General features: G+C 42.3%; 13 protein-coding genes and 1 pseudogene. 5 read left to right on the top strand and 9 right to left on the bottom strand.

The annotated features are described in order from the left end of the window. Nucleotides 1-552: 552 nt before the first annotated feature. Both IQ274_RS03735 and recF read left to right on the top strand, forming a co-directional pair. A complete protein-coding gene (locus IQ274_RS03735; RefSeq protein ID WP_163927456.1) occupies nt 553-3,411 on the top strand; it encodes a cation-translocating P-type ATPase in 2,859 nt (952 codons plus the stop codon). A gap of 83 nt (nt 3,412-3,494) precedes the next feature. Continuing rightward, entirely contained in the window at nt 3,495-4,616 is a 1,122-nt protein-coding gene (recF, locus tag IQ274_RS03730; protein ID WP_193867391.1) for a DNA replication/repair protein RecF, read from the top strand. Nucleotides 4,617-4,871: 255 nt separating this feature from the next. Here recF and IQ274_RS03725 read toward each other — a convergent pair whose 3' ends face one another. Further along, a complete protein-coding gene (locus IQ274_RS03725) occupies nt 4,872-5,330 on the bottom strand; it encodes an MgtC/SapB family protein (protein WP_193867390.1) in 459 nt (152 codons plus the stop codon). 502 nt (nt 5,331-5,832) lie between these two features. Here IQ274_RS03725 and IQ274_RS03720 point away from each other — a divergent pair. The 3 genes and pseudogenes from IQ274_RS03720 (at nt 5,833) to IQ274_RS03710 (ending at nt 11,202) form a co-directional block, all read left to right on the top strand. Further along, complete coding sequence (locus IQ274_RS03720; RefSeq protein WP_193867389.1) at nt 5,833-8,178, top strand: putative PEP-binding protein; 2,346 nt, start codon at nt 5,833-5,835, stop codon at nt 8,176-8,178. Nucleotides 8,179-8,553: 375 nt separating this feature from the next. Next, nucleotides 8,554-9,390 carry a hypothetical protein gene (locus IQ274_RS03715; protein ID WP_193867388.1) on the top strand — a complete coding sequence of 279 codons (837 nt, stop codon included), beginning with the start codon at nt 8,554-8,556 and terminating at the stop codon, nt 9,388-9,390. Between the two features lie 154 nt (nt 9,391-9,544). Further along, nucleotides 9,545-11,202 (top strand): annotated as a pseudogene (locus IQ274_RS03710) (IS1182 family transposase). 126 nt (nt 11,203-11,328) lie between these two features. Here the strand turns inward: IQ274_RS03710 and IQ274_RS03705 are convergent. The 8 genes from IQ274_RS03705 to IQ274_RS03670 all read right to left on the bottom strand — a co-directional run bounded on the left by IQ274_RS03705 (nt 11,329) and on the right by IQ274_RS03670 (nt 20,797). Beyond that, the gene (locus tag IQ274_RS03705) at nt 11,329-12,501 is read right to left on the bottom strand and encodes a hypothetical protein (protein WP_193867387.1); all 1,173 of its coding nucleotides are present in this window, start codon (nt 12,499-12,501) and stop codon (nt 11,329-11,331) included. A 228-nt stretch (nt 12,502-12,729) separates the two neighbouring features. Next, the gene (locus IQ274_RS03700; RefSeq protein WP_114084385.1) at nt 12,730-13,386 is read right to left on the bottom strand and encodes a DUF1361 domain-containing protein; all 657 of its coding nucleotides are present in this window, start codon (nt 13,384-13,386) and stop codon (nt 12,730-12,732) included. Between the two features lie 1,003 nt (nt 13,387-14,389). Then, nucleotides 14,390-15,586 carry a hypothetical protein gene (locus IQ274_RS03695; RefSeq protein WP_193867386.1) on the bottom strand — a complete coding sequence of 399 codons (1,197 nt, stop codon included), beginning with the start codon at nt 15,584-15,586 and terminating at the stop codon, nt 14,390-14,392. Nucleotides 15,587-15,723: 137 nt separating this feature from the next. Continuing rightward, nucleotides 15,724-17,616: an iron uptake porin gene (locus IQ274_RS03690; RefSeq protein ID WP_193867385.1), complete on the bottom strand. Its 1,893-nt coding sequence runs from the start codon at nt 17,614-17,616 to the stop codon at nt 15,724-15,726. Nucleotides 17,617-17,832: 216 nt separating this feature from the next. Further along, the gene (locus IQ274_RS03685) at nt 17,833-18,309 is read right to left on the bottom strand and encodes a hypothetical protein (RefSeq protein WP_163937670.1); all 477 of its coding nucleotides are present in this window, start codon (nt 18,307-18,309) and stop codon (nt 17,833-17,835) included. Between the two features lie 117 nt (nt 18,310-18,426). Beyond that, nucleotides 18,427-19,191, bottom strand: a complete 765-nt coding sequence (locus tag IQ274_RS03680; RefSeq protein ID WP_163937673.1) for an energy-coupling factor ABC transporter ATP-binding protein — start codon at nt 19,189-19,191, stop codon at nt 18,427-18,429. A gap of 36 nt (nt 19,192-19,227) precedes the next feature. Beyond that, the gene (locus tag IQ274_RS03675; protein WP_163937677.1) at nt 19,228-19,881 is read right to left on the bottom strand and encodes an energy-coupling factor transporter transmembrane component T family protein; all 654 of its coding nucleotides are present in this window, start codon (nt 19,879-19,881) and stop codon (nt 19,228-19,230) included. After that, nucleotides 19,874-20,797, bottom strand: a complete 924-nt coding sequence (locus tag IQ274_RS03670; protein ID WP_163937680.1) for an energy-coupling factor ABC transporter permease — start codon at nt 20,795-20,797, stop codon at nt 19,874-19,876. Before IQ274_RS03670 ends, IQ274_RS03675 begins: the two co-directional genes overlap by 8 nt. Nucleotides 20,798-21,702 lie beyond the last annotated feature (905 nt).

The raw sequence follows: 21,702 nt of genomic DNA, 5'->3' as shown, positions 1-21,702 counted from the left end.
ACCCTAATGGCACTCCAGTTTACTTGAGCGGCGAAATACACAAGGGACTGGCTCAACTTTCCGCAAAATTAAAAATGAAGAAATGCAATCGTGCCATACATCCTGGCTATTGACTACGGGATGAAATGAAAGGAATGGCAGCCTAAAATTAATTGTGACATATCCTCTGTAACAAAGCTTCAAAGCTCTATTACTCATAATTATCGGTAAAATGTGTTCCGATCAACTCTTTCGTGAGAAATAATACTATGTCAAAATGGGGGGATTTACAAATGTTAAGAATTACATATACATTTATCAAGCAAGACAGGAGGAAAAATGTCCTCACTCTTGAACTGCTCTCACCAGAGCAAGCTTGGTTTAAAACCCCATTAATGATAGTTCAATGACTTCAATGACTTAAATTCATCCGGGGTCAAATCCCCAACTGAAAAGTTCCTTCCGTCTCCTTCACATATCTAGGCGATCGCCTTAATGTAACTTTAGAAGATGGAATTCCTGCCATCACTAAATTATGATCGAATTTTGTAACCATTTGCTGTGACCTACACGATGTCTGCTAATTCTCTGCCTGAAGGTGCCGCCGTTTGGCATAGTTTAGAAGTTGATAAAGCGCTAGAACTGCTCGATAGTAATGCAGACAGTGGCTTAACACCTCAAGAAATTCAACAGAGGTTGCAAAAATACGGCCCCAACGAACTTGAAGAAAGTGCTGGCCGTAGTGCTTGGGAAATTCTGCTAGATCAGTTCAAGAACATTATGTTGTTGATGCTGATTGGCGTAGCTCTGATTTCTGGGTTTTTAGACCTGATGGCTTTGCGGGCGGGCGATTTGAAGCCCGGTGAAGTGCCATTTAAAGATACGATCGCTATCTTAGCAATTGTGATTCTCAATGGCATACTCGGTTATGTCCAAGAAAGCCGTGCCGAAAAAGCCTTGGCAGCCCTGAAAAAAATGACTTCTCCCTTAGTACGGGTCATCCGCGACACCAGACTGGTGGAGATAGCAGCCAAGGAACTAGTTCCAGGGGATGTAATGCTGCTGGAAGCTGGAATGCAGATAGCTGCGGATGGACGTTTGATAGAACAGTCTAATTTACAAGTGCGTGAGTCGGCATTGACTGGTGAAGCCGAAGCGGTGAATAAACAGGCATCACTAAAATTGCCGGAGGAAACATCATTAGGCGATCGCCTTAATGTCGTGTATCAAGGAACCGAAGTAGTCCAAGGACGCGGTAAGGTTCTGGTGACTAACACCGGCATGACAACAGAATTGGGTAAAATTGCTGCGATGTTGCAGGCGGTGGAAAGTGAACCTACGCCTTTACAGCAACGTATGACTCAACTGGGTAATGTCCTAGTTACGGGTTCTTTAATTCTGGTGGCGATCGTTGTCGTTGGTGGTGTCATCAAGGACGGAGGTTTTAAAAACATCCAAGAACTCTTGGAAGTTTCCTTGAGTATGGCGGTTGCTGTGGTACCAGAAGGTTTACCAGCTGTAATTACCGTTACACTGGCACTGGGAACCCAGCGAATGGTGCGCCAAAATGCCTTGATTCGCAAACTGCCAGCAGTAGAAACATTAGGTTCTGTAACAACCATCTGTTCTGATAAAACCGGCACTCTGACTCAAAATAAAATGGTCGTGCAATCGGTTTATACCAATGACAAAACTTTTCGCGTCACCGGCGAAGGTTATGCTCCTACAGGGGACTTTCAGTTAGATGGTCAAAAAGTTTCCTTAGAGGAGTCTCCAGAAATTTCCGCGTTATCAGTCGCCTGTGCTGTTTGCAATGATTCAGTGTTGCAAAAAGAACAAGGTGAATGGGCAATTTTGGGAGATCCGACAGAGGGGGCATTAGTTAGCCTGGCGGGAAAAGCCGGAATCGAAAAAGACCAGTGGAACAGTAAGTTACCTCGCGTCGCTGAGTTCCCCTTTTCTTCGGAACGCAAGCGGATGAGCGTGATTTCTCAAGTGGAGGGAGTCGCCACAGGTGAAGCGTCTTCGAGAGGCGTTGACCCAGCGATCGCCGATTTTCTCCAATCTGAACCTTACTTAATGTTTACCAAAGGTTCTCCAGAGTTAACCTTGGCACGTTCCACTCAGATTTATTTGGGCAATCACTCGGCCCCCTTAACCGAAGAACAACGCCAGAAAATTTTGGCAGAAAATGACCAAATGGCTAGTAAAGGTTTACGGGTACTAGGTTTTGCCTACAAATCTCTTGCGGAAATTCCACCGGAAGGTTCAGATGAAGCATCTGAGCAAGGCTTGGTATGGCTGGGATTGGTGGGAATGCTGGATGCGCCACGCCCAGAGGTGAGGGCAGCAGTCCAAGAATGTCGGGATGCAGGTATTCGCCCAGTAATGATTACTGGCGACCACCAATTAACAGCACGAGCGATCGCTACCGATTTGGGAATTGCCCAAGAAGGTGATCGTGTTCTCACAGGTCAAGAATTGCAACGGATGAGTGACGAGGAATTAGAGCAAAATGTTGACCTAGTGAGCATTTATGCCAGAGTTTCCCCAGAACACAAACTGCGAATTGTCCAAGCACTGCAACGCCGTGGACGATTTGTCGCCATGACGGGCGATGGTGTTAACGATGCCCCAGCCCTCAAACAAGCCGACATCGGTATTGCAATGGGCATTACTGGCACTGATGTCAGTAAAGAAGCCAGCGATATGGTGTTACTTGATGACAACTTCGCTACAATTGTCAGCGCCACCAAGGAAGGTAGAGTTGTTTATACCAACATTCGCCGCTTTATTAAATACATCTTGGGCAGTAACATTGGTGAAGTTCTGACAATTGCCGCTGCACCCTTAATTGGTTTGGGAGGCGTTCCCCTGACTCCCTTACAAATTTTGTGGATGAACTTGGTGACAGACGGTTTACCAGCCTTGGCATTAGCTGTGGAACCTCCAGAACCGGATGTCATGCAACGTCCGCCTTTTAGCCCCCGCGAAAGTATTTTTGCTAGGGGATTGGGTTCTTACATGATTCGCATTGGGATCATTTTTGCCATTATCAGCATTGCCTTAATGTGGTGGGCTTATCAACATACCCATGCTGCTGGGTATCAGGGCGATCCCGAAGCTTGGAAAACAATGGTATTTACTACCTTGTGTATTGCCCAAATGGGACATGCGATCGCTATTCGCTCTAACAATCGCCTAGCCATCGAGATGAATCCCTTCTCTAATATATTTGTACTAGCGGCTGTTGTCGTCACCACGATTTTGCAGTTGATGCTAGTTTATGTCCCACCCCTGCGAGATTTTTTTGGTACTCACTACCTGAATATGCAGGAATTGGGCGTTTGTATTGGTTTCAGTGCTTTAATGTTTGTCTGGATTGAAGCGGAGAAGATATTTCTGCGGATTATGGGCAAGAAGGCTGTCTGAAAAGGAAATTTTAGATTTTAGATTTTAGATTTTAGATTTATCTTCAATCCAAAATCTAAAATTTAAAATCCAAAATTGAACTTATGTACCTGAAAACTCTAAACCTCCGACAATTTCGCAATTATCAAGACCAAAAGGTTGAATTTACTGCTGCCAAAACAATTTTGGTAGGTAATAACGCTCAGGGAAAATCGAATTTGTTGGAGGCGGTAGAGTTGCTGGCGACATTGCGATCGCACCGCATGACCCGCGATCGCGATTTGGTTCAAGAAGGGGAAGCTATAGCCCAAATTAATGCCACCCTTGAGCGACAAACAGGCGTTAGTGACCTTACCTTAACCCTCCGGCGCAATGGTCGCCGGAGCGTTGCTCTCAATGGTGAGTCTATCCGCCGTCAAATGGATTTTCTCGGCGTTCTCAACGCAGTGCAGTTTTCCAGCCTGGATTTAGACCTAGTACGCGGCGGCCCGGAAGGTCGCCGCAACTGGTTGGATACACTCTTAATTCAACTCGAACCAGTTTATGCTCACATTTTGCAGCAGTATAATCATGTATTACGCCAGCGCAATGCCTTTTTAAAACGCCATGTAGAGACTTTGGATGCAACGTCTCTACACTCAGAACTGGCGGTATGGGATGCACAGTTAGCGACCACAGGAACCAGAGTAATTAGAAGACGCGATCGCGCCATCCAAAGATTGGCTCCTATTGCTAGTGCTTGGCACGCCAGTATTAGCGGCAGTACAGAAATTCTGCAAATCAATTACGTGCCTAATATTCCTTCAGAGGATAACCATCCAGAAGAAGTACAGCAAGCTTTTTTAGCAAAAATCCAGCAGCGAGCCGTTGCTGAAATGCACCAAGGTACTACTCTTGTCGGCCCCCATCGAGACGAAATAGAATTAACTATTAACCAGACACCCGCTCGTCAATACGGTTCTCAAGGTCAACAACGAACGCTGGTTCTAGCCTTAAAATTAGCCGAATTACAATTAATTGAAGAAGTTGTCAAAGAGCCACCATTACTATTACTTGATGATGTTCTTGCCGAACTAGATTTATCCCGCCAAAATCAATTGCTTGATGCTATTCAAGACCGCTTTCAAACCCTAATTACTACCACTCACTTGGGTTCTTTTGATTCCCAGTGGTTAAAGTCCTCCCAAATTCTTTTTGTGAAAGCAGGAGAAATAATCGCAAATTAATGATGATTTAGGATTAGCCCTTTCAAGATGACTCTAAAATCTCTTTTTTTCTCTGTGTTGCGCCAGTTGTTACAACGGTGAGAACCCCTGCAACGTACTGGCTTCTCTACACCTCTGGGGTTTAAAGGTAGTTAAATAAACTACCTAACAACTATAAAACACATAGATGAAAAGGGATTTGTTAACCGTTTAATTCCTTAAAAATGGCTGATTGACAATAGTTAATATTTATGGATCAGGCTGAAATCCTAATTTTTATTGACGTTTTTCTAACCTTTTAAAAACGTTGAGAATCAGAAAAGTCAGTAGAGTACCAATCAATCCTAACTGCCACAAACCACAACCGGCAGCAATTCCCAATGCAGCCGAAACCCAAATAGCTGCTGCTGATGTGAGTCCGTGAATTTCAAGTTGCTGTGATTCTTGAGAAGATTGGCGCACAATTTCTCCAGCACCGAGAAATCCTACACCGGCTGCAATTCCTTGAATGACGCGGCTAAGTGCATCAGGACTATTTTGCAATCCTCCTGTTTGCATAATTATCAAGGTAAACACAGATGAACCTAGACTCACTAGCGTGTGAGTTCTTAAACCAGCTGGTTTGCGGCTAATTTGGCGTTCTAAGCCGATAATCGCTCCTATAAATAACGCAAAGCATAATCTGAAGCTGATATTTAGCCAATCATTAGTTGCAATGTAGTAAGTGTTTGGCAATGTTTAGTCTGGTGTAAATAATTTTATATACATAGTACAGCACGGGAAAATGCAGTTACCATCTCAATTAACAAGACTTGGGAAAAAATACCTTTGTTAAAGGTTGGCAACTTTCCGCCAGAGTGTACTAGGTTAATTATTAATTTTTTTACAAAATAGTGCAAAAATATTTTACTCTTTATATTGGTAGAGTCTAATTCAATGGATGTAATTGAAAGTTTATATCATCTAGTCATCTGCTTTATTTTTTGAACTTAATCTTGGCTTAATAGGCAATTTCTGAAAGGTTAAGGTGTTCAGATCCCCGACTTCTTTAAGAAGTCGGGGATCTGAACACCTAGGAAAATTAATGAGACAGACCACTAGCAATTAACCCCTAATAAGGTCAGCAAATTAAATGTAAATACTGGAAACTCCTCCTAGTAGAGAGTCAGTGGATTTATGGCTGATAACGCACCCGAAGGAAATGCCTGTGGCTACAAATAGACAACTAACAAATTGAGTGGACAAACTCTACTGGCTAGACCAAATTAAATTACAAGACCGCGCCAAAGTAGGTGACAAAGCATTTTACTTGAGCAGAATCATGCAGCGTGGCTATCCGGTGGTGCCTGGTTTTGTCGTTTCGGCAGAAATTTTGCGGCAATTTCTTGAAAATCTCAATAGTTCAGAGTCATTAGTAGCTGACTTACCCCATTCTTCGTTACATCTAGATGTTACTAATTGGCGGCAACTTCAGCAGGTAGCTGGTCGCTTGCGCCAAGAAATTCTCACTGCGACTGTGCCGCAGCAGTGGGTGAGTACAATTTTCCAAGCAGCTAAGGAATGGCAAACTAGCTGTCTGATTCTTCGACCTACCTTATCAATATCAAATACGACTCCAGGTATAAAGAATATATCTGGTTTGCTGGAGTCGGTGTTTTGCCAGTGCGAACCTGAAGCGATCGCTTGGGCGTTAAAGCGCACTTGGAGTCAGATATTTCGTGCCAGAAGTCTCCTATATTGGCAACGAGCAGGAATTAATCTACAACAAATAAATCTAGCAGTTTTGGTGCAACCTGTTGAGAATGCGATCGCCAGTGGTTTGCTCAAAGCCAACTCCTCTGGGTGGGAAATTGAGGCTACTAGGGGATTAGGAATTGCGATCGCTCTTGGTGAAGTCCAGCCAGATATTTACTACATTCAACAGGCAACGGGGGTTGTGCTTGAGCAACAGTTAGGCAATAAAATGCTGGCTTATGGTGTGAATGATGAAGCATCTGAAGCTTTTTCGCAACCCACACCTAACTCAGTACTAACACCAGATCACATTTCTCTAAGTACCTACGTACTTCAAAAAGCCCAACAAGAACAGTACGCTTTACAAGAAGAATATTTACAGCAAATAATTGCTCTGGGAACTCAACTAGTAAGTGAACTAGGCAAAACTTTCACTATTAAATGGACTATTGCTCAACAAAACACATCTAACAAACTCTACATCACACAAGTTAGTTCTCCCCAATCTGTAATTCCCCACGGACAATTCATCAGGGGACTAGGAGCAGCAGGGGGACGTGTTGTGGCCAATGCCTTAGTAATTAATAATTCACAACAGAAACCCGAACAACTACCCAAGGATGTGATTTTAGTAGTACCAACAATCACTCCTGATTGGCTACCATTACTACACCAAGTTGCTGGTATTATCACAGAACAAGGTGGATTAACCAGCCATGCCGCAATTCTGGCGAGAGAATTAAGGATCACAGCAGTAGTAAACGCAACATCTGCCACAACCTTAATCCAAACGGGCGAACGACTACTGCTTGATGGCGACAGAGGAGAAGTTTATCGCATCAAAGGAGACTCAAAGGAGGAGATGGAGAAAGAGAGAGAAGAAAAACTTCTTTCCCCACATCACCCCAACCCGAAAGCGCCCTATCCTACTTTTACTTCTCATCTACCCATGATTGCTACCCAACTACTGGTTAACTTGAGTCAGTCCAGTTTAATAGAACAAGTGCAAAGCTTCCCTGTAGATGGCGTGGGATTATTGCGCTCAGAATTGATGGTATTAAATATATTGGACGGACAACATCCCAATAGTTGGATTTTAGGCGGTCGTCAGGCAGAATTATTAGAGTTATGGTCTGAGCAGATTAGGCAATTTGCTCGTGCTTTTGCACCAAGACCAGTTTTTTATCGTTCTTTAGATTGGCGATCGCAGGATTTACCATCATTGAGTGATAATTTAGAATATTCACCCCAGTCGATGTTGGGTGAACGCGGCACCTTCAGCTATTTACGAAATCCCGCAGTGTTTGAGTTAGAACTGCAAGCTTTAGCAAGGGTACAGCAGGCTGGTTACAGCAATGTCAACCTACTATTACCATTTGTGCGGACTGTAGAAGAATTTGTCTTTTGCCGTCGCAAAGTTGAGCAAGCTCTTTTAACCGAGGTGTCGCAGTTTCAATTGTGGATGATGGCGGAAGTGCCAAGCGTACTATTTTTGCTGCCGGAATATGTGAAAGCAGGTGCAGCCGGAATTTCCATTGGTACAAACGACCTAACCCAATTATTGCTCGGAGTGGATCGAGAACAAGGACAGCTAGCAAAAGTATTTAATGAACGTCATCCCGCAGTTATGGGTGCGATCGCTCAACTGATCCAAATGGCTAAAAGTGCCGGTATACCTTGTTCAATCTGCGGTCAAGCACCAGCCCTCTATCCAGAAATCATCGATAAATTAGTGGAATGGGGCATAACTTCCATTTCTGTTGAACCGGAGGCAGTTGAGCGAACATATCAGGCGATCGCTCGTGCTGAACAACGCCTAATTTTAGCAGCAGCGCGTCGTCAACAATAGGCGCAAGGGCATAAGAAACACCTGATGAATAAATTTATTAAGAAGTATTATCTATTATAATACTTTGTCACACAATGAATTACAGTATTTTACACAAGAAAAGCGCTTTAAGTAGATGGGCGTGACTAAATATAATATGTTCTGTAATTGCGAACAATGATTTTTTCTAGGTTAGCTCCCACTAAAAGCTGACGAAATTATTTTGAAATATTTTCCGAAAGGCAAGGTATTTTCTCTGTAGTCTATATAGATTTTATTTTTATGCGCTAGGGCGGAAACTAGTCAAAATCTTTGGAGATCCTATTCATAGTTTAGATTTGCTTTGGCAAAACAGAGATATTTTTAATAAATTTTGATTGATTTGGAGTTGAATTTATGAAGAAAAAAATTCTCGTATTTATTACAACAGCAATTGTGGCTTGTATTTCCATTGCTAGTCTGACAGCAACAATTGTAACTTTGGATTCGTGGACAGATTCACAAACTTCAAAAGCTGTAGCTCAAAAAACTAATAGTTGCCCTGGTGCTTCAACAAAGACGTGCTTGGATATTGATGTTTATGAAGCTCTAAATCTCATGCCAAGAGAAAATAGACCATTATTAAATCCAAGTCTTGGAGCTCAATACGGTGGAACTTCTTCTCCTCCCAATCCATTAGTTATTAAATCAGGAGAATCGGTAAACTTTTTTATTGGCCCTCAATACTTCTTACCTGCATCCTATCAAGAAAATGGTACAAAGTATGTTCCTCATGTTGGTGCTGGTACCACATGGCCAATTTTATATCCTAGCTCAACAATTTTTACGAATAATAAGGTGACATTTAACTCCGGCATTTCATCAAATCCGCAAACAGTAGTAAAACAATTTTCACACGCAGGCCCAACGGATGAGCCTCCTTCCCCTGCTTCTGCTCAATACTTAATTGCTAGTGGCCCCATAACTTATAATAATCTGGGAGAGTTTGTGGCAACAGCAAGAATTCAAATGATCAGACACTTTTGGATAGGTTGCTCTCCTTCTAGCTGGTTATTCGTACCGAACAAAAATGACTTATGTTCCGTTGGACAATCACAAGGAGGACATAGTGCCTCAAATCAAGATAAGCTGATTGATATCACTGTTTCTCGCCTGATTAAAGTAGTTCCTAGTATCACGATTAATCCTAATTTACCGATTAATCCTAGTTTCCCAATTAAATTGAATCCATAAGCGGCTTCCAGACGAAATACTTTCCAAACGTCCCTAAAGCAGCGAATTCCATGAGACTGTTGGCGAATAAGTGAGGGGTCTTACCCCTCATAAAACAAGGGAGTAATTAGTGAGCAGAATAATTGTGAGACAAAAGTGGCATAAATAATCAGGTATGACTCTTCATCTGCGAGACTGGTCATTGATTCCAGAAACAACAGCGCAAGTAGCACGAAAATGCTTTCCCAAAGGAAACGTGTATATGAAAATGCGGGATGAACTGGGAGTACTGTACCTTGATAATGACTTTGTAACATTGTTTCGGGCAGACTGTGGACAAAGCGGCATATCACCAGGACAGTTGGCATTAGTAAGTGTGATGCAATTTGCCGAAGGTTTGACTGACCGACAAACGGCAGATGCAGTCAGGAGTCGGATTGATTGGAAATACGCATTGGCACTAGAAATCACTGATAGCAGTTTTGATTACACAGTATTAAGTGAATTTCGCAGTCGATTAATTGCTTGCGGGCGAGAAAGCGAATTGCTAAATTTGATGCTGGTACATTTTCAAAACAAAGGTTGGCTCAAAGCTAGGGGAAAAGCCAGAACCGACTCGACCCATGTACTAGCAGCAATCCGGCAACTCAACCGTTTAGAGTGTGTTGGAGAAACCTTACGCCATGCCTTAAATCAGTTAGCAACGGTTGCTGATGAATGGTTATTAAGAATAGTTAATGAAGATTGGTATTCGCGTTATGCAACCAGATTTGAACAATATCGCTTACCAAAATCGAAAACAGAACAACGAAGCTTGGCATTGACCATTGGCTGTGTGGTCATCAGTTATTGGCAGCCTTGTATGACGCATCGAACCCAGAATGGTTACGGCATCTCAAAGCGGTAGAAATTTTACGCTGTGTGTGGGTACAGCAATATGAACTACAACAGGGGCAAGTCTATTGGCGAGAAGCCGACAACTTACCACCGAACAAACAGCTCATCCAGTCTCCGTATGATATTGAAGCGCGTAACCGCACAAAAAGAGAAATGAATTGGACAGGTTATACCCTGCATCTAACAGAAACTTGTGATGACGATGCACCGCATCTAATTACCAATGTCGAAACTACATCTGCAACCACTGCGGATGTGGAAATGACTCAGATTATTCATCAAGCTTTGGCTGATAAAAACCTCTTGCCAGATGAACACATGGTTGATACTGGTTATGTTGATGCCCAACACTTGCTAACGAGTCAGACTGAGTTAGGAATTGACATCGTTGGCAGAGTACCTCCTGATTCCAGTTGGCAAGCCCAAGCCCAACTTGGTTTTGACGCTTCTAGTTTTACTGTCGATTGGCACAATCGCCGTGCTATTTGCCCACAAGGTCACACCAGTCAATCTTGGCATTTGCGAACGGATAACTATGATAATCCTGTGATTCAAGCACGCTTTCACAAAAGTGATTGTACTACTTGTCCTGTCCGCTCTCTATGTACTCACTCGCCAAAGTTGTCCCGTGTTCTCACCCTCAAACCTCAACCTCTTTATGAGGCTCTTTCCTCTGCTAGAGCTAGACAAAACACCCAACAGTTTAAACAACTTTATTCTAAACGTGCTGGTGTTGAAAGCTCTCTTTCTCAAGGAATTCGTGCATATCAATTGCGCCGCACTCGTTACATTGGTCTTGCCAAAACCCATCTTCAACATATCGCCACTGCTGCCGCCATTAATCTCTCCCGGATGTGGGCTTGGTGGTCTAATGTTCCTATTGGCAAGACCCGTGTCTCTCGTTTTGCTGCTCTTTTTACCTCTGCTTCATCATAATCCCTTTGCCATTTTTATGGGATGTTTGGTTTCACCCTCTTTTAATTCGCCAACAGTCTCATAGTAATAATCGTTGGTGTTGTACATAGCACATTCAGCTTTATACAACACCGTCAAAATGTTTGTTCAATATCGATAAATTGCTACAACAGGTGTGCTATATGGAACCTGTTCTGGAGGAACAGCGTAAACCGTGCCACCATTTAATAAAGTATGAGCAGCAACAAAATCCAACAAATCTTCATCACCAGTTTCTTTTTCTGGGTGCAAATAAACCGTTTCTGAGGTTGGATCGAATAAACCCCACTGTTGTTGACCAACTGCAACTAATAATGAATCCACTCGTTGGTAATAAGCTGCTGAGACAATTTCTTTCAGGTTGTTAGATGCCTTGCCAGTACCACCACCAAACAATTCGTGAAATTGCTCTAAAAACCCTTCTTGGGACTTCTGGAAATCAGCCTCGACAATCGGCCAAGCTTGGTCATGTAACTCTTGGGCGCTGAGAATTTCTGGATTACCAGCGATCGCTTCATCCATCAAATGCTGGTAAGTATTTGCCTGTTTATATAAAGGCAAGAGATACTCTACCCCAGCCAGTACCAAAGGCGCTTTTTGCAATTTCAGTTTCTCATGTAATGCGCGATCAATAATCTGAAAGAATTGTAGTATGTATTCTTGTTGTTTATCTCTGTCAGGACTTCCCTGACCGTGAAATGTGCCTGACTGTGAAAAAGGATTAGTGGTTCCTCCTTTTGATGGTGCGAGGTGGAACTCACCTTCTTGAGCAGTCTCGTCTATTTGCAGAGCTTCATCTCGACTTTTAGGGAGATTTTCTACTTCCAACTCATTAACACTGTAGCGTGTTCCTTCAAAGAATCTGACATCTTTTTGGCTCAAGGCCAGGATATAGAAGCGACCATTGCCATTTAAAATTGGCAGCAGTGGCTTGATGTGAAATCGGTCTGTAACCACGACCAACTCTTGAAAATCAATTGGCAGGGTATAATAGCGAAAAATATTTTCAGAAATAAAAATCGCTAACCCTGGTTCTCCCTTTTGCTCCCAAAATTCTTGGGTATCAATTTCATGGGATTTTTCCAATAATGCGATCGCATCTTTCTCCTCCAAACCCGCATCAACTAAACGAGTCTCTGCTTCCTTGACCAAATTTTTAAACCGAATTGGGTTTTGTCGCACTTCTGGCCCGGCTGGGTGCGTTGGCATATAAATTGAAACACAATTCCCTTTTGGCTGTTCTATTAATGTCTTTATTTCTTCTCTAGAAATTAACTCCATAAGATACCCCTCCTATAAACGGATCAAAAACATCAGATCAGACCATCGATATTCAACGATCTGATAGGACGCTATTCTCAGATGGTGGTGGTCAAAGTCCGACCGTTTGCTTCTGAGTTTATTTCACCTTAAGGAGGGTTTAATTGCATCTTTCTTTTGATAGGCAATATTCATCAATGGAATTACTAATGAAAACCCCAAATTTAAAATCTGAAATCGCTAGGAATATCAAATGTTTGGCGTGTTAGAGTTAGTGCTTTCTGACTTGATCCCGATTCTACTACCTGGCTTGCTAAGACCTAAAGTTACTCGTTTCATAATCCAGTACAAACCTGCAAGGACCACAAAGGTGATGGCAATAATTACTAAGGGTTGTTTTCCCAAAATTTCTTCTACCCCTTTAGTAAGTAAGGCATCGGGTTGAGTAATAAAATCCCAACTGTTGAAACGTAAAAATCGCCCCCAATAAACACCAACAGCACAGAGAAAATGTGTAATTAACTCAACGCGCCAAATCCATTGACTCTTACCGATGCGATGTAGGTAGTAACCCCAATTAATTAACGATATTACGTAAGCTTCAAATCCACCGAGAATTACTAGCAAATACAGAGGTATGAGTATTAAAGTAATCATCCACACAGATTGAATTGTGCGGATATCATCTATCAAGTGGATTACATCGGTCAACAAATACGGTGCATTTGGTAAAAAAGCATAGAAAACTAAGAATCCTAGCCACCAAAGCCAAGTGCCACCGCGCCTCATGCGAAATAGCCACACACTCAAAGCCAAAGGTATAAAAGCCAGAAATAAATTCCAAGTCATCCAACTCATATTAATTTGCAATACTTGTATAATTCTGGCTATCAATTCTTCTTTCATAGGTGCTAACTCAGAAGATGTTTGATTGTTTTAGATTGACTCTGTAATGTTAGTGTTAATAACCTCAGTGATTGACTGATGAAATTTTTTACCCCCAAGGAAATTTATTTACTCTAAGAGCAGACAAGGCTTTTGTGTCACTTAAAAGGAAATGCACACTTAATATTATGTCTGAAATTTATAGTTTTTATGTTTTTCATACTGGGGGATTAAATTTATCAATCAATCAGCTTAAATCACTAGTATAGCCAGAAAATCATCAGGGTAAAATCTACCACTGAGACGAAGCCTGAGCAACCAAAACACCACGAATAACTTCTAGTGGACTTTTTTAATTGCAATGTTGCCCCTGTCCTGGGTATCATATTTATTCCATTTTGTCCTGCTAGAATTCCAGAAGCACCTTAAAACTTTTGCCAAGACCACATCCCCAAACTCCTCAGTTTACAGAGCTATGCTGTACATACAAGTCTTCTAGAGTCGTTTCACAGGCTTTTGATTCCCTTAAAAAAAGGGGTGGTTTTATACAAAGAAAGAAAAATACATAAGTCTAGATTTTTAATTTTGTGGCACGGCTTTTACCCCTCTCGAAACATCTCCCCGAAAGGTCGAGAGGCTTTGAAACCCAGTTTCAGTATTTTCTCTGCTTATATAAAACCACCCTACCAACCCCCCCTTAAAAAAACGTGTATACACAAGTCTTTCTGACCCCCTCTAACTCCCCCTTATAAAGGGCTACGGTGTACACACAAGTCTTATAAAGTTGTCTAACAGTGTTTCGATCCCCCCTAACCCCCCTTAAAAAGGGGGAAATTTCTTCAAGTCCCCCTTTTTAAGGGGGATTTAGGGGGATCAGATGATTTGTGTGTACACCGTAGCTTATACAGGGGGAAAACCGGACATTTCCCCCCTTCAAGGGAGGTAAATGGGGATTTGTGCTTCATTAACAAGATGTGTGTACACCGTAGCGAAAAAAAGGGGGGCAAAAGAAGCCCTCAAATCACTAACGTACTAGCACTCGACTACGGGGGCCGATCGCTTGTTTGGGTGAAGCGGGTATTGTGCAGCTATTGGTAGAATCCTGTGAACAAGCAGCTTGAGCAAGGGTTGCAGGGTTAACCATTACTTGATTACCCTCTAAGGAATTACCGTTACTGAATTCCATATTAGGCGTAGTAGAAAGGGATGGAGAATTAGTCCTTGTAGGTGTAGGGGAAGCGATCGCACTTCCATTATCAACTACTGGTGTAACAGTGAATTCACTTCCACCATCAACTACTGGTGTAACAGTGAATTCATTTCCACCATCAACTACTGGTGTAACAGTAAATTCACTTCCACTATCAACTATTGGTGTAACATTGAATTCACTTCCACCATCAACTATCGTTGGCAGAGTAGATGTACTACCACCGCTAATTACTGGCGAGGGAGTAGGTGTACTATCACCACTAACTACGGGTGTAGGAGTTGGCGTACTACCACCAACTGGTGTGGGAGTTATAAGAGTTGCATTTGCAGGTACTTTGATGGTTATCCTCGCTAGGGGGGAGTTAGTCATTTCCAAAGAAGTCACCTTTGGCGAACCTGGAATATCGGACTTGAAATCAAAGACAGTGGGGGTTGCACCACCATTGCGATCGCTATATCGGACTCCATATCCACTCACTTCAAAGGTTCCCTGATATTGATTTCCGGTTTTTGGATCGGTGACAGTACCAGTGTATAAGGCTTTTGTGAGATTAAATTCATCCTGAACTACTCCTTGAAATGTGGTTCCTGCTAATCTCCCCTGGTATTTATAGGGTGTTAACTCACCGCTAGAGAGAATCGGCGAATTCAGAACGCCATTAAAGGAGACAATCGGAATGCCTTTAAAGTCAACAAAGTAATGCAGGCTACCATCAGAGCGTGTTTGTACCTTCACATAGTCTGACTTGTATACAGGAACGTAATTAGGATTGTTCTTAGTACCTAAATTCCGTGAGTAAGTCCCCGCGTCATCTGTATCAACACGAGTCGTACTGCCATTGAAATTAGGATTAATGCTGGGAAGCTGGATAGTACCTGATAATGTGCCAGTGCTTTGAATGGTGATTTGAGCAAAAGCACTTGTTCCACCTAAACTGATGATAACTGCGGCTAAACTGCTACTGCTAACAACTGCACAACCCAATTTAGTTAATGAATCTAATTTCATGAAAAATTTGCTCCTTTAATCACATATAAAAAAATACGCGCAGCTTTTCGTTCCTTCTATTGAGCGATGCAAGCATTTCATACCGAATTAGTCAGTATGAAAATAGCGCTTTTTATTACATTTTCATCGGTATAAAGTTAAAACCGGAAAGTTGCTCTTAATGCTCCAACGACTAAAGTATCGTTAGCAGCATTGTGATCGGGATTGAAAATGACGAATAAGCCTGGAGTCAGGGCGACATTATCGCTCAATTGGGCGCGGTAAAAAAGTTCTACGTGAATTGATGTGTCACTACGTCCACCTGCTGTTCCCCCATCAGAGAACTTGGGAAAATTGAAGTTATCGGGTAAAGTACTCGAAGTAATTTTGGGCGGTTGTCCGACGAGAACGCCCCCTAAATTTCCAGGACGCAGCAAATTGGGAAAGGCCGCGAACACCATCCAGTTTGTAGTTTCTACACTTCCAGGAAGGTTGAACGGTTTGGAAGAAGTAAAGCCACCCCAACCGCCCAATTGCAAGTTAGAGTTGATTCGCCAAGCAACGGTAGCGCCAATGGCTTGGGTATCAAAAGCTGTTGCATCTGCAAAAGGCGAAATCAGTTGAGAATCGCCGATACCACTTCCTAATAAGCCATCTGGGGAGTGGGAATAAAGATAATGTACGCCGATATCGATGTTATCGGTGGGTGCTAAACTTAACTGAGCGCCAGCAGTTAATCTACCGCCGAATAGTCCGCCCTGGTTGATATTGCCAGAAAAACTAGGAATTTCTGCACTATAAACGCCTTGTAAACTGATGCGATCGCTAATTTGCCAATCAAAGCCTATACCGCCAGTGCCGTTGCCAATACTTAAAATCGGGTTACGCTGACCAAATAGAGAAATTGCACCATCGCTAGAACCTTCTAAAGGACTAATACCCCGAAAGGTGTTGATAGGGTTGACTCCCGCCGTACCTACGACAATTCCGAAGTTATCCGAGACGACAAATCGATAAGATAAGTCACTAACAACTAGATTGTTGTCTGTATTTGACTCGAAACCCAACCGCCCCATATTAGTAGAGAGCAACGCTGCATTAGAACCTAAATTACCCGCAGATAGCCCTGTTAACAGCAAATCTCGTCCTGTAAATGAAGTTGCTAAGGTTAGTTGGGTGCTACTTGTGAAAGTCAGATTGGTTTTTCCCTGACGTTCAGGGACTCCATCTCTAGGAAACAAATCCACATCGGGGCTATTGGTTCCCTGAACGCTAAAAACGGCTTGACCAAATAATCTGGTAGTTGTGGAAAACTGATTGACTTGTAATTCAGTAGTCCGGTTTTCTACAGCCTCAACACGCTGCTGTAATTGCTGCAACTCTGCTTTGAATTCGCTTTGCAACCTTTGCAGCAGGATTAAATCTTCACTATTAACAGTATTAATTTTATTATTAGCGTAGGCGTAGCCCGCCGCAGGCATCGCTTCTTTAATCTTCTCTAAACAAGCGTTTAAACCAGCCGCAAATTCATAACGGCTGATGGTGCGGTTTCCCAGATAATTCCCATCGTGGTATCCCGCAATGCAGCCATAGCGTTCTACTAGAGATTGCAAAGCATCAAAAGCCCAGTCGGAAGGTTGCACGTCTTTAAGTTGTGACACCGATGTGACTTGAGACATTTGGTTGTCTGAGTCGGGAGGCTGAGGAGATAGAGAGAATTCTTCTGTGTTTTCCTGGTTCTGGGCAACTTCTGTTACAGCTTGAGTATCTTTTAACTGAGGTAAATTAGGGGAATTTATAAATTGAATTTTTTCTCTGCTTTTTTTAAGTATATTTTCGTACTTGTGCTTTTTAGCTGATGAAGTAGTTATATCTGGCTGCACAAATTCAGGTGGTGTAATTTCAGCAGGCGAAACAACTTGAGATAAATTTTCTTGTGTTGACTGCTGCACCAGATTATCTGGCGTGATTACAGGCTGTTCTGGTAAATTAAGGGCAGAGATTGGCCCTGTTGCTAGCACACCCGCCATCAGTAGACTAATATCACTCATGGTATTTCATTTGACTTGCACCAATATTTCTTTTGACAGACAAAGTTGGTGTATATCAGGAAAATTTATGAAAAAAGAGTGATAAAAATTACTATGTCTGGGATTGAGGGGCAGGGGAGCAAGGGAAGCAGGGGGACAAGGAGGAATTATTGAACAAGTCTCTCTCTTGTCTCCCTTGTCTCTTCTTCATGCCCAATGCCCAATGCCCCAGATAAATTATTCTGGCTGGCTACAATACTTATTCATCTGATTGACTAATGTATCTGACTGCTTGCCAAGATTTGTAGCTGTTGTCAGTGCTGAGTCAATTTCGGTTCTAGCCTTTTGGATTTTTTCTCTACCCGATTCTGAAGCTTCTGCTGTCTTGGTTGCACCAAGGGCTCTACCAGCTTTGGCGATCGCTTGACTAAGATTCTGAAAAATATTGACAAAACCGCTTTGGAATCCTTTCAGCTTGGGATCTTTTAAATTCAGTTCCTTAATCGATTTAGTCACAAATTCTAAATCTTTAGATAGTTGTATGCTGGTGATGACTTGCCTTCCTTTATTGTTATCAATCAGAGAAGTTCCGGCATTTACAACTCGAATCAGTCGCTGGCACTGAGAAACTTTATTTTCGCTGCAACTGGTAACGAACAAAGCGATGCTCAGGCTAACAGGAGCAATAACAGTATATTTATGTAAAACAGACATTAACACCCCAACAGCAATAAAACCCAAAATATAGTATCTAATATTACGGGCAATGGGCAGAGAGAATAGTGAATGATTCTTTAAACTCCACTTCTGTGCCCATGCCCCAATCTCAAATTACCAATCTATGGGCAAACCTAACTGGTCTAAAGTAGCACCATCTTGCAAAAGTGGCTTAATATTGCCGTCTATTTGAATTCGACCACCAGACAGCACCAAAGCACGTTGCGTAACTCTACCTAACCAATTTAGGTCATGGGAGGCAATTAACATCACCTGCACTGGCAACTTTAACAACACTTGCGCTAAATGTCGTCGCCATGCTGGATCGAGACCGTTAGTCGGCTCATCCAAAATTAGAATTGTTGGGTCTAGGGCTAAAATTGAGGCTAGGGCAGCAAGGCGTTTTTGCCCCCCAGAAAGTTCGTGAGCGGAGCGATTAGCGTAGGCTTCTAGTCCGAAATCAGCTAATAACTGCCGGGCGCGATCGCTAGCCTCTGCTGGTGACATTCCGTAGTTGCGTGGGCCAAAGGTAATATCTTCCAAGATGGTGGGCATAAATAGTTGGTCGTTGGCATCTTGAAAGCTAAAGCCAATTTGACGACGTATTTGAGGTAGAGTTTTGGGTTCTAGCGGGATGCCATTAATGGTAATTTTCCCCGTTTGGGGTTGTTTTAAGCCAATTAGGTTCTCTAGCAAGGTGCTTTTTCCAGAACCAGTTGCTCCCATCAAGGCGACGCGATCGCCTTTATTCAAAGTAAAAGAAATTTCTTGTAATACCGGCTCCTGGCGAGAATAGGCATAGACCAAGTTCTCAACTTCAACGACAGTTGCGTGGGGGTTGTGGGTTGGTGGTTGGGGATTAGATGTTAAAGATTTCAAGATTCACAAACTCAATATTGCGGAGTGAGGATTGGGTTAAATTTTGTAAGAAGTTAGGGTTACAGTAGCAGCGATCGCACAAGCTAGTAATACGGCAAAACGCTCTTTCGGTCTGAGAGGAGAATCGATGGGCAATTGCCCGTTGTAACCGCGAGCTACCATTGCCCCATAGACTCGTTCTGCCCTATCGAGACTGCGGAGATACAAGGCTCCAATCATGGCAGCACTGGCGTAGCGCAACCATCCCGTAGTTCCATTCAGACCACGTAATTGAGCGCTGCGCTGCATTCGCGTTACTTCTGAGAGCAAAATTTCCATATATTGCCCAGCTAACAACAAGTTTTCCTTTAAAGGTGCTGGTACGGGTAAGCCTTTCAGGGCTATACCAAAGCTGTGGGGCGGTAAGGTTAACAAAAAACTATTCATAGTAACTAGACAAACCAGCGAACGAAGCAGTAAAAAGCTGGCTCTTTCCCATCCCAAAGGCAAGGCTAGCAATGACAAAAAAATCAATTCTGTACCGAGTAATCCTCCCAAGTGGCGAATTGATACGCGCAACAGCCAAGCCCACAAAAGTGCGATCGCGGCATATACACCTAAGCAATACCAAGCATGATATTTTAGTAACGCTGCTCCCACCACAATCACTAGAGACAGCTGCAAACGTAATGGCAAAGAAAGTTTAAGCATTCTTCGGTTTCACCACCTTGGCAATCCCAAAGGCTACAGCAAAGCAAACTGTAGCTCCCATAAGTCCAGCGATACTAGTACCAATTGGCCCCAAACCCTTAATACTATAGTCAGCTAAGGGAGTCGGCACAATTACCCGGACTTTCGCAGCTAAATCAATGAAACCTGTATTTTCAGCGACTTTTTCTAAACCATCAGGCCAGGCTGAGGCAAAGAGTGACAGTACTCCTGCAATCAAGAAAATGGTGACAATAGGCACTGACCAGCCACGAAATTCCTGCTGTTCCCCTGGTAATAAATCTGGCCGGGCTGTAGCTAAATAAGTCAGTACACCCCCAGTAATTATCCCTTCGCCAATGCCAATCAAAATATGCACGCCAGTCATAGCTGGTAAAACTATGGCTACAGGTGCAGTACCAGAAAGGGCTAACTCAATAGCACAAGCTATAGCAGCTACCACTACACTTACGCCAGCAGCTATACCAGCAGCTAGGGGTAAACGCCCTTTAAATCCCCCCAACAGCCGTTGCAAGGTTTGGGTTAAAATCCAGCCTACCCAAACACCAACTACTGCCATATTGAAAATATTTGCTCCCAAGGCTGTAATGCCACCATCAGCAAATAGCACAGCTTGAATAATTAAAACTGTGGCAATACACAACGTTCCTGCCCACGGACTACCCAAAACGATCGCAGCTAAGGTTCCTCCTAGTAAGTGACCACTAGTACCTCCAGCTACCGGAAAATTGATCATCTGGGCGGCAAAAATAAAGGCAGTGGTTAATCCCAGTATGGGCGCACGACGGATACCAAAAGCTTCTTGCGATCGCTCGAAGGCAATAAAAAGTGCTGCTACACTGGCTAAACCAGTAGCCCCTGCCACCGGAACAGAAACAAATCCATCAGGAATATGCATGATCTACCCTGTATTTTTTAGATGTTTATTTACTCAATACCAGCAATAAACAAAGGCATTAGATTAATAACAAACAAAATTTTCATCTTTTTTGCAATGCCCTCTTGGGGGATTTTATGCTGTTACTTTTGAGAGATTTACAATCCAATGGCTGCTAAATAGTATACTTAATTTACATGAATATTAATTTTTGTTAATTTTATTTTTATATATGTCGATAAATTCTTGGAAAAGTGTAAATCTCTTGACTTTAATAAGCTAATATGTATTTAATTGGCACATTCTGAATGCCAAAAAGCTTGCTAGTATTGTGCTTTTTATCTATGAGACTGCTACACGAACATTTTAGATTTTGAATTGCTTTACGGCTCTTATGGTTGATAGTATAATCGCCATTTAAAGCGGGTTTGATTGATTTTAACTACATTTTTTATGGCAACACAGCAGTATGATGACCTAAAAATATTTAACTATATAGCTAAATATCAAAGTAATTTAGCTGGATTCAATAATAACTCAGGATTCAGAATTCCATTAGTTCTTAATCTGTACTCATTACTTTTTTGTTGACCACCAATTTTAAAATTTGGTAAACTAGTATTTTTTTAACTTATAGTCATTAACCAACTAATGATTTTAGATTAGTATAACTAATATAACAATCTAAAAAAGTCTTTACATAGTCTCGACCAACTGTATATTTGCTGACTTCGCTGGCTTAATGGTACAGTATTGATGATTTTTTGGGATAAAAAATTGTGTAAGCGTTGATACGTAACACAAAATAGTGGTTAAACTTAAAATTCAGTTGAAGAAGGCAGAAGGCTTAATTTAGACGGGGTTTGAATCCCCTCCTAAATGGGATGAAACTTAGCTAGCGCGTCACTAATGTTAAATAATCACAA

The organism is Nostoc sp. LEGE 12447 (assembly GCF_015206985.1).
Classification (GTDB): domain Bacteria; phylum Cyanobacteriota; class Cyanobacteriia; order Cyanobacteriales; family Nostocaceae; genus Nostoc.
The sequence above is the reverse complement of the archived record's forward strand: the minus strand, read 5'-3'. Positions and strand labels throughout refer to the sequence as shown.

Excerpts from the sequence above, each read along its gene's own strand:
- IQ274_RS03735 (WP_163927456.1), top strand. The coding sequence starts at position 553 with ATGTCTGCTAATTCTCTGCCTGAAGGTGCCGCCGTTTGGCATAGTTTA.
- IQ274_RS03675 (WP_163937677.1), bottom strand. The coding sequence starts at position 19,881 with ATGCTTAAACTTTCTTTGCCATTACGTTTGCAGCTGTCTCTAGTGATT.
- recF (WP_193867391.1), top strand. The coding sequence starts at position 3,495 with ATGTACCTGAAAACTCTAAACCTCCGACAATTTCGCAATTATCAAGAC.
- IQ274_RS03670 (WP_163937680.1), bottom strand. The coding sequence starts at position 20,797 with ATGCATATTCCTGATGGATTTGTTTCTGTTCCGGTGGCAGGGGCTACT.
- IQ274_RS03700 (WP_114084385.1), bottom strand. The coding sequence starts at position 13,386 with ATGAAAGAAGAATTGATAGCCAGAATTATACAAGTATTGCAAATTAAT.
- IQ274_RS03685 (WP_163937670.1), bottom strand. The coding sequence starts at position 18,309 with ATGTCTGTTTTACATAAATATACTGTTATTGCTCCTGTTAGCCTGAGC.
- IQ274_RS03715 (WP_193867388.1), top strand. The coding sequence starts at position 8,554 with ATGAAGAAAAAAATTCTCGTATTTATTACAACAGCAATTGTGGCTTGT.
- IQ274_RS03690 (WP_193867385.1), bottom strand. The coding sequence starts at position 17,616 with ATGAGTGATATTAGTCTACTGATGGCGGGTGTGCTAGCAACAGGGCCA.
- IQ274_RS03695 (WP_193867386.1), bottom strand. The coding sequence starts at position 15,586 with ATGAAATTAGATTCATTAACTAAATTGGGTTGTGCAGTTGTTAGCAGT.
- IQ274_RS03705 (WP_193867387.1), bottom strand. The coding sequence starts at position 12,501 with ATGGAGTTAATTTCTAGAGAAGAAATAAAGACATTAATAGAACAGCCA.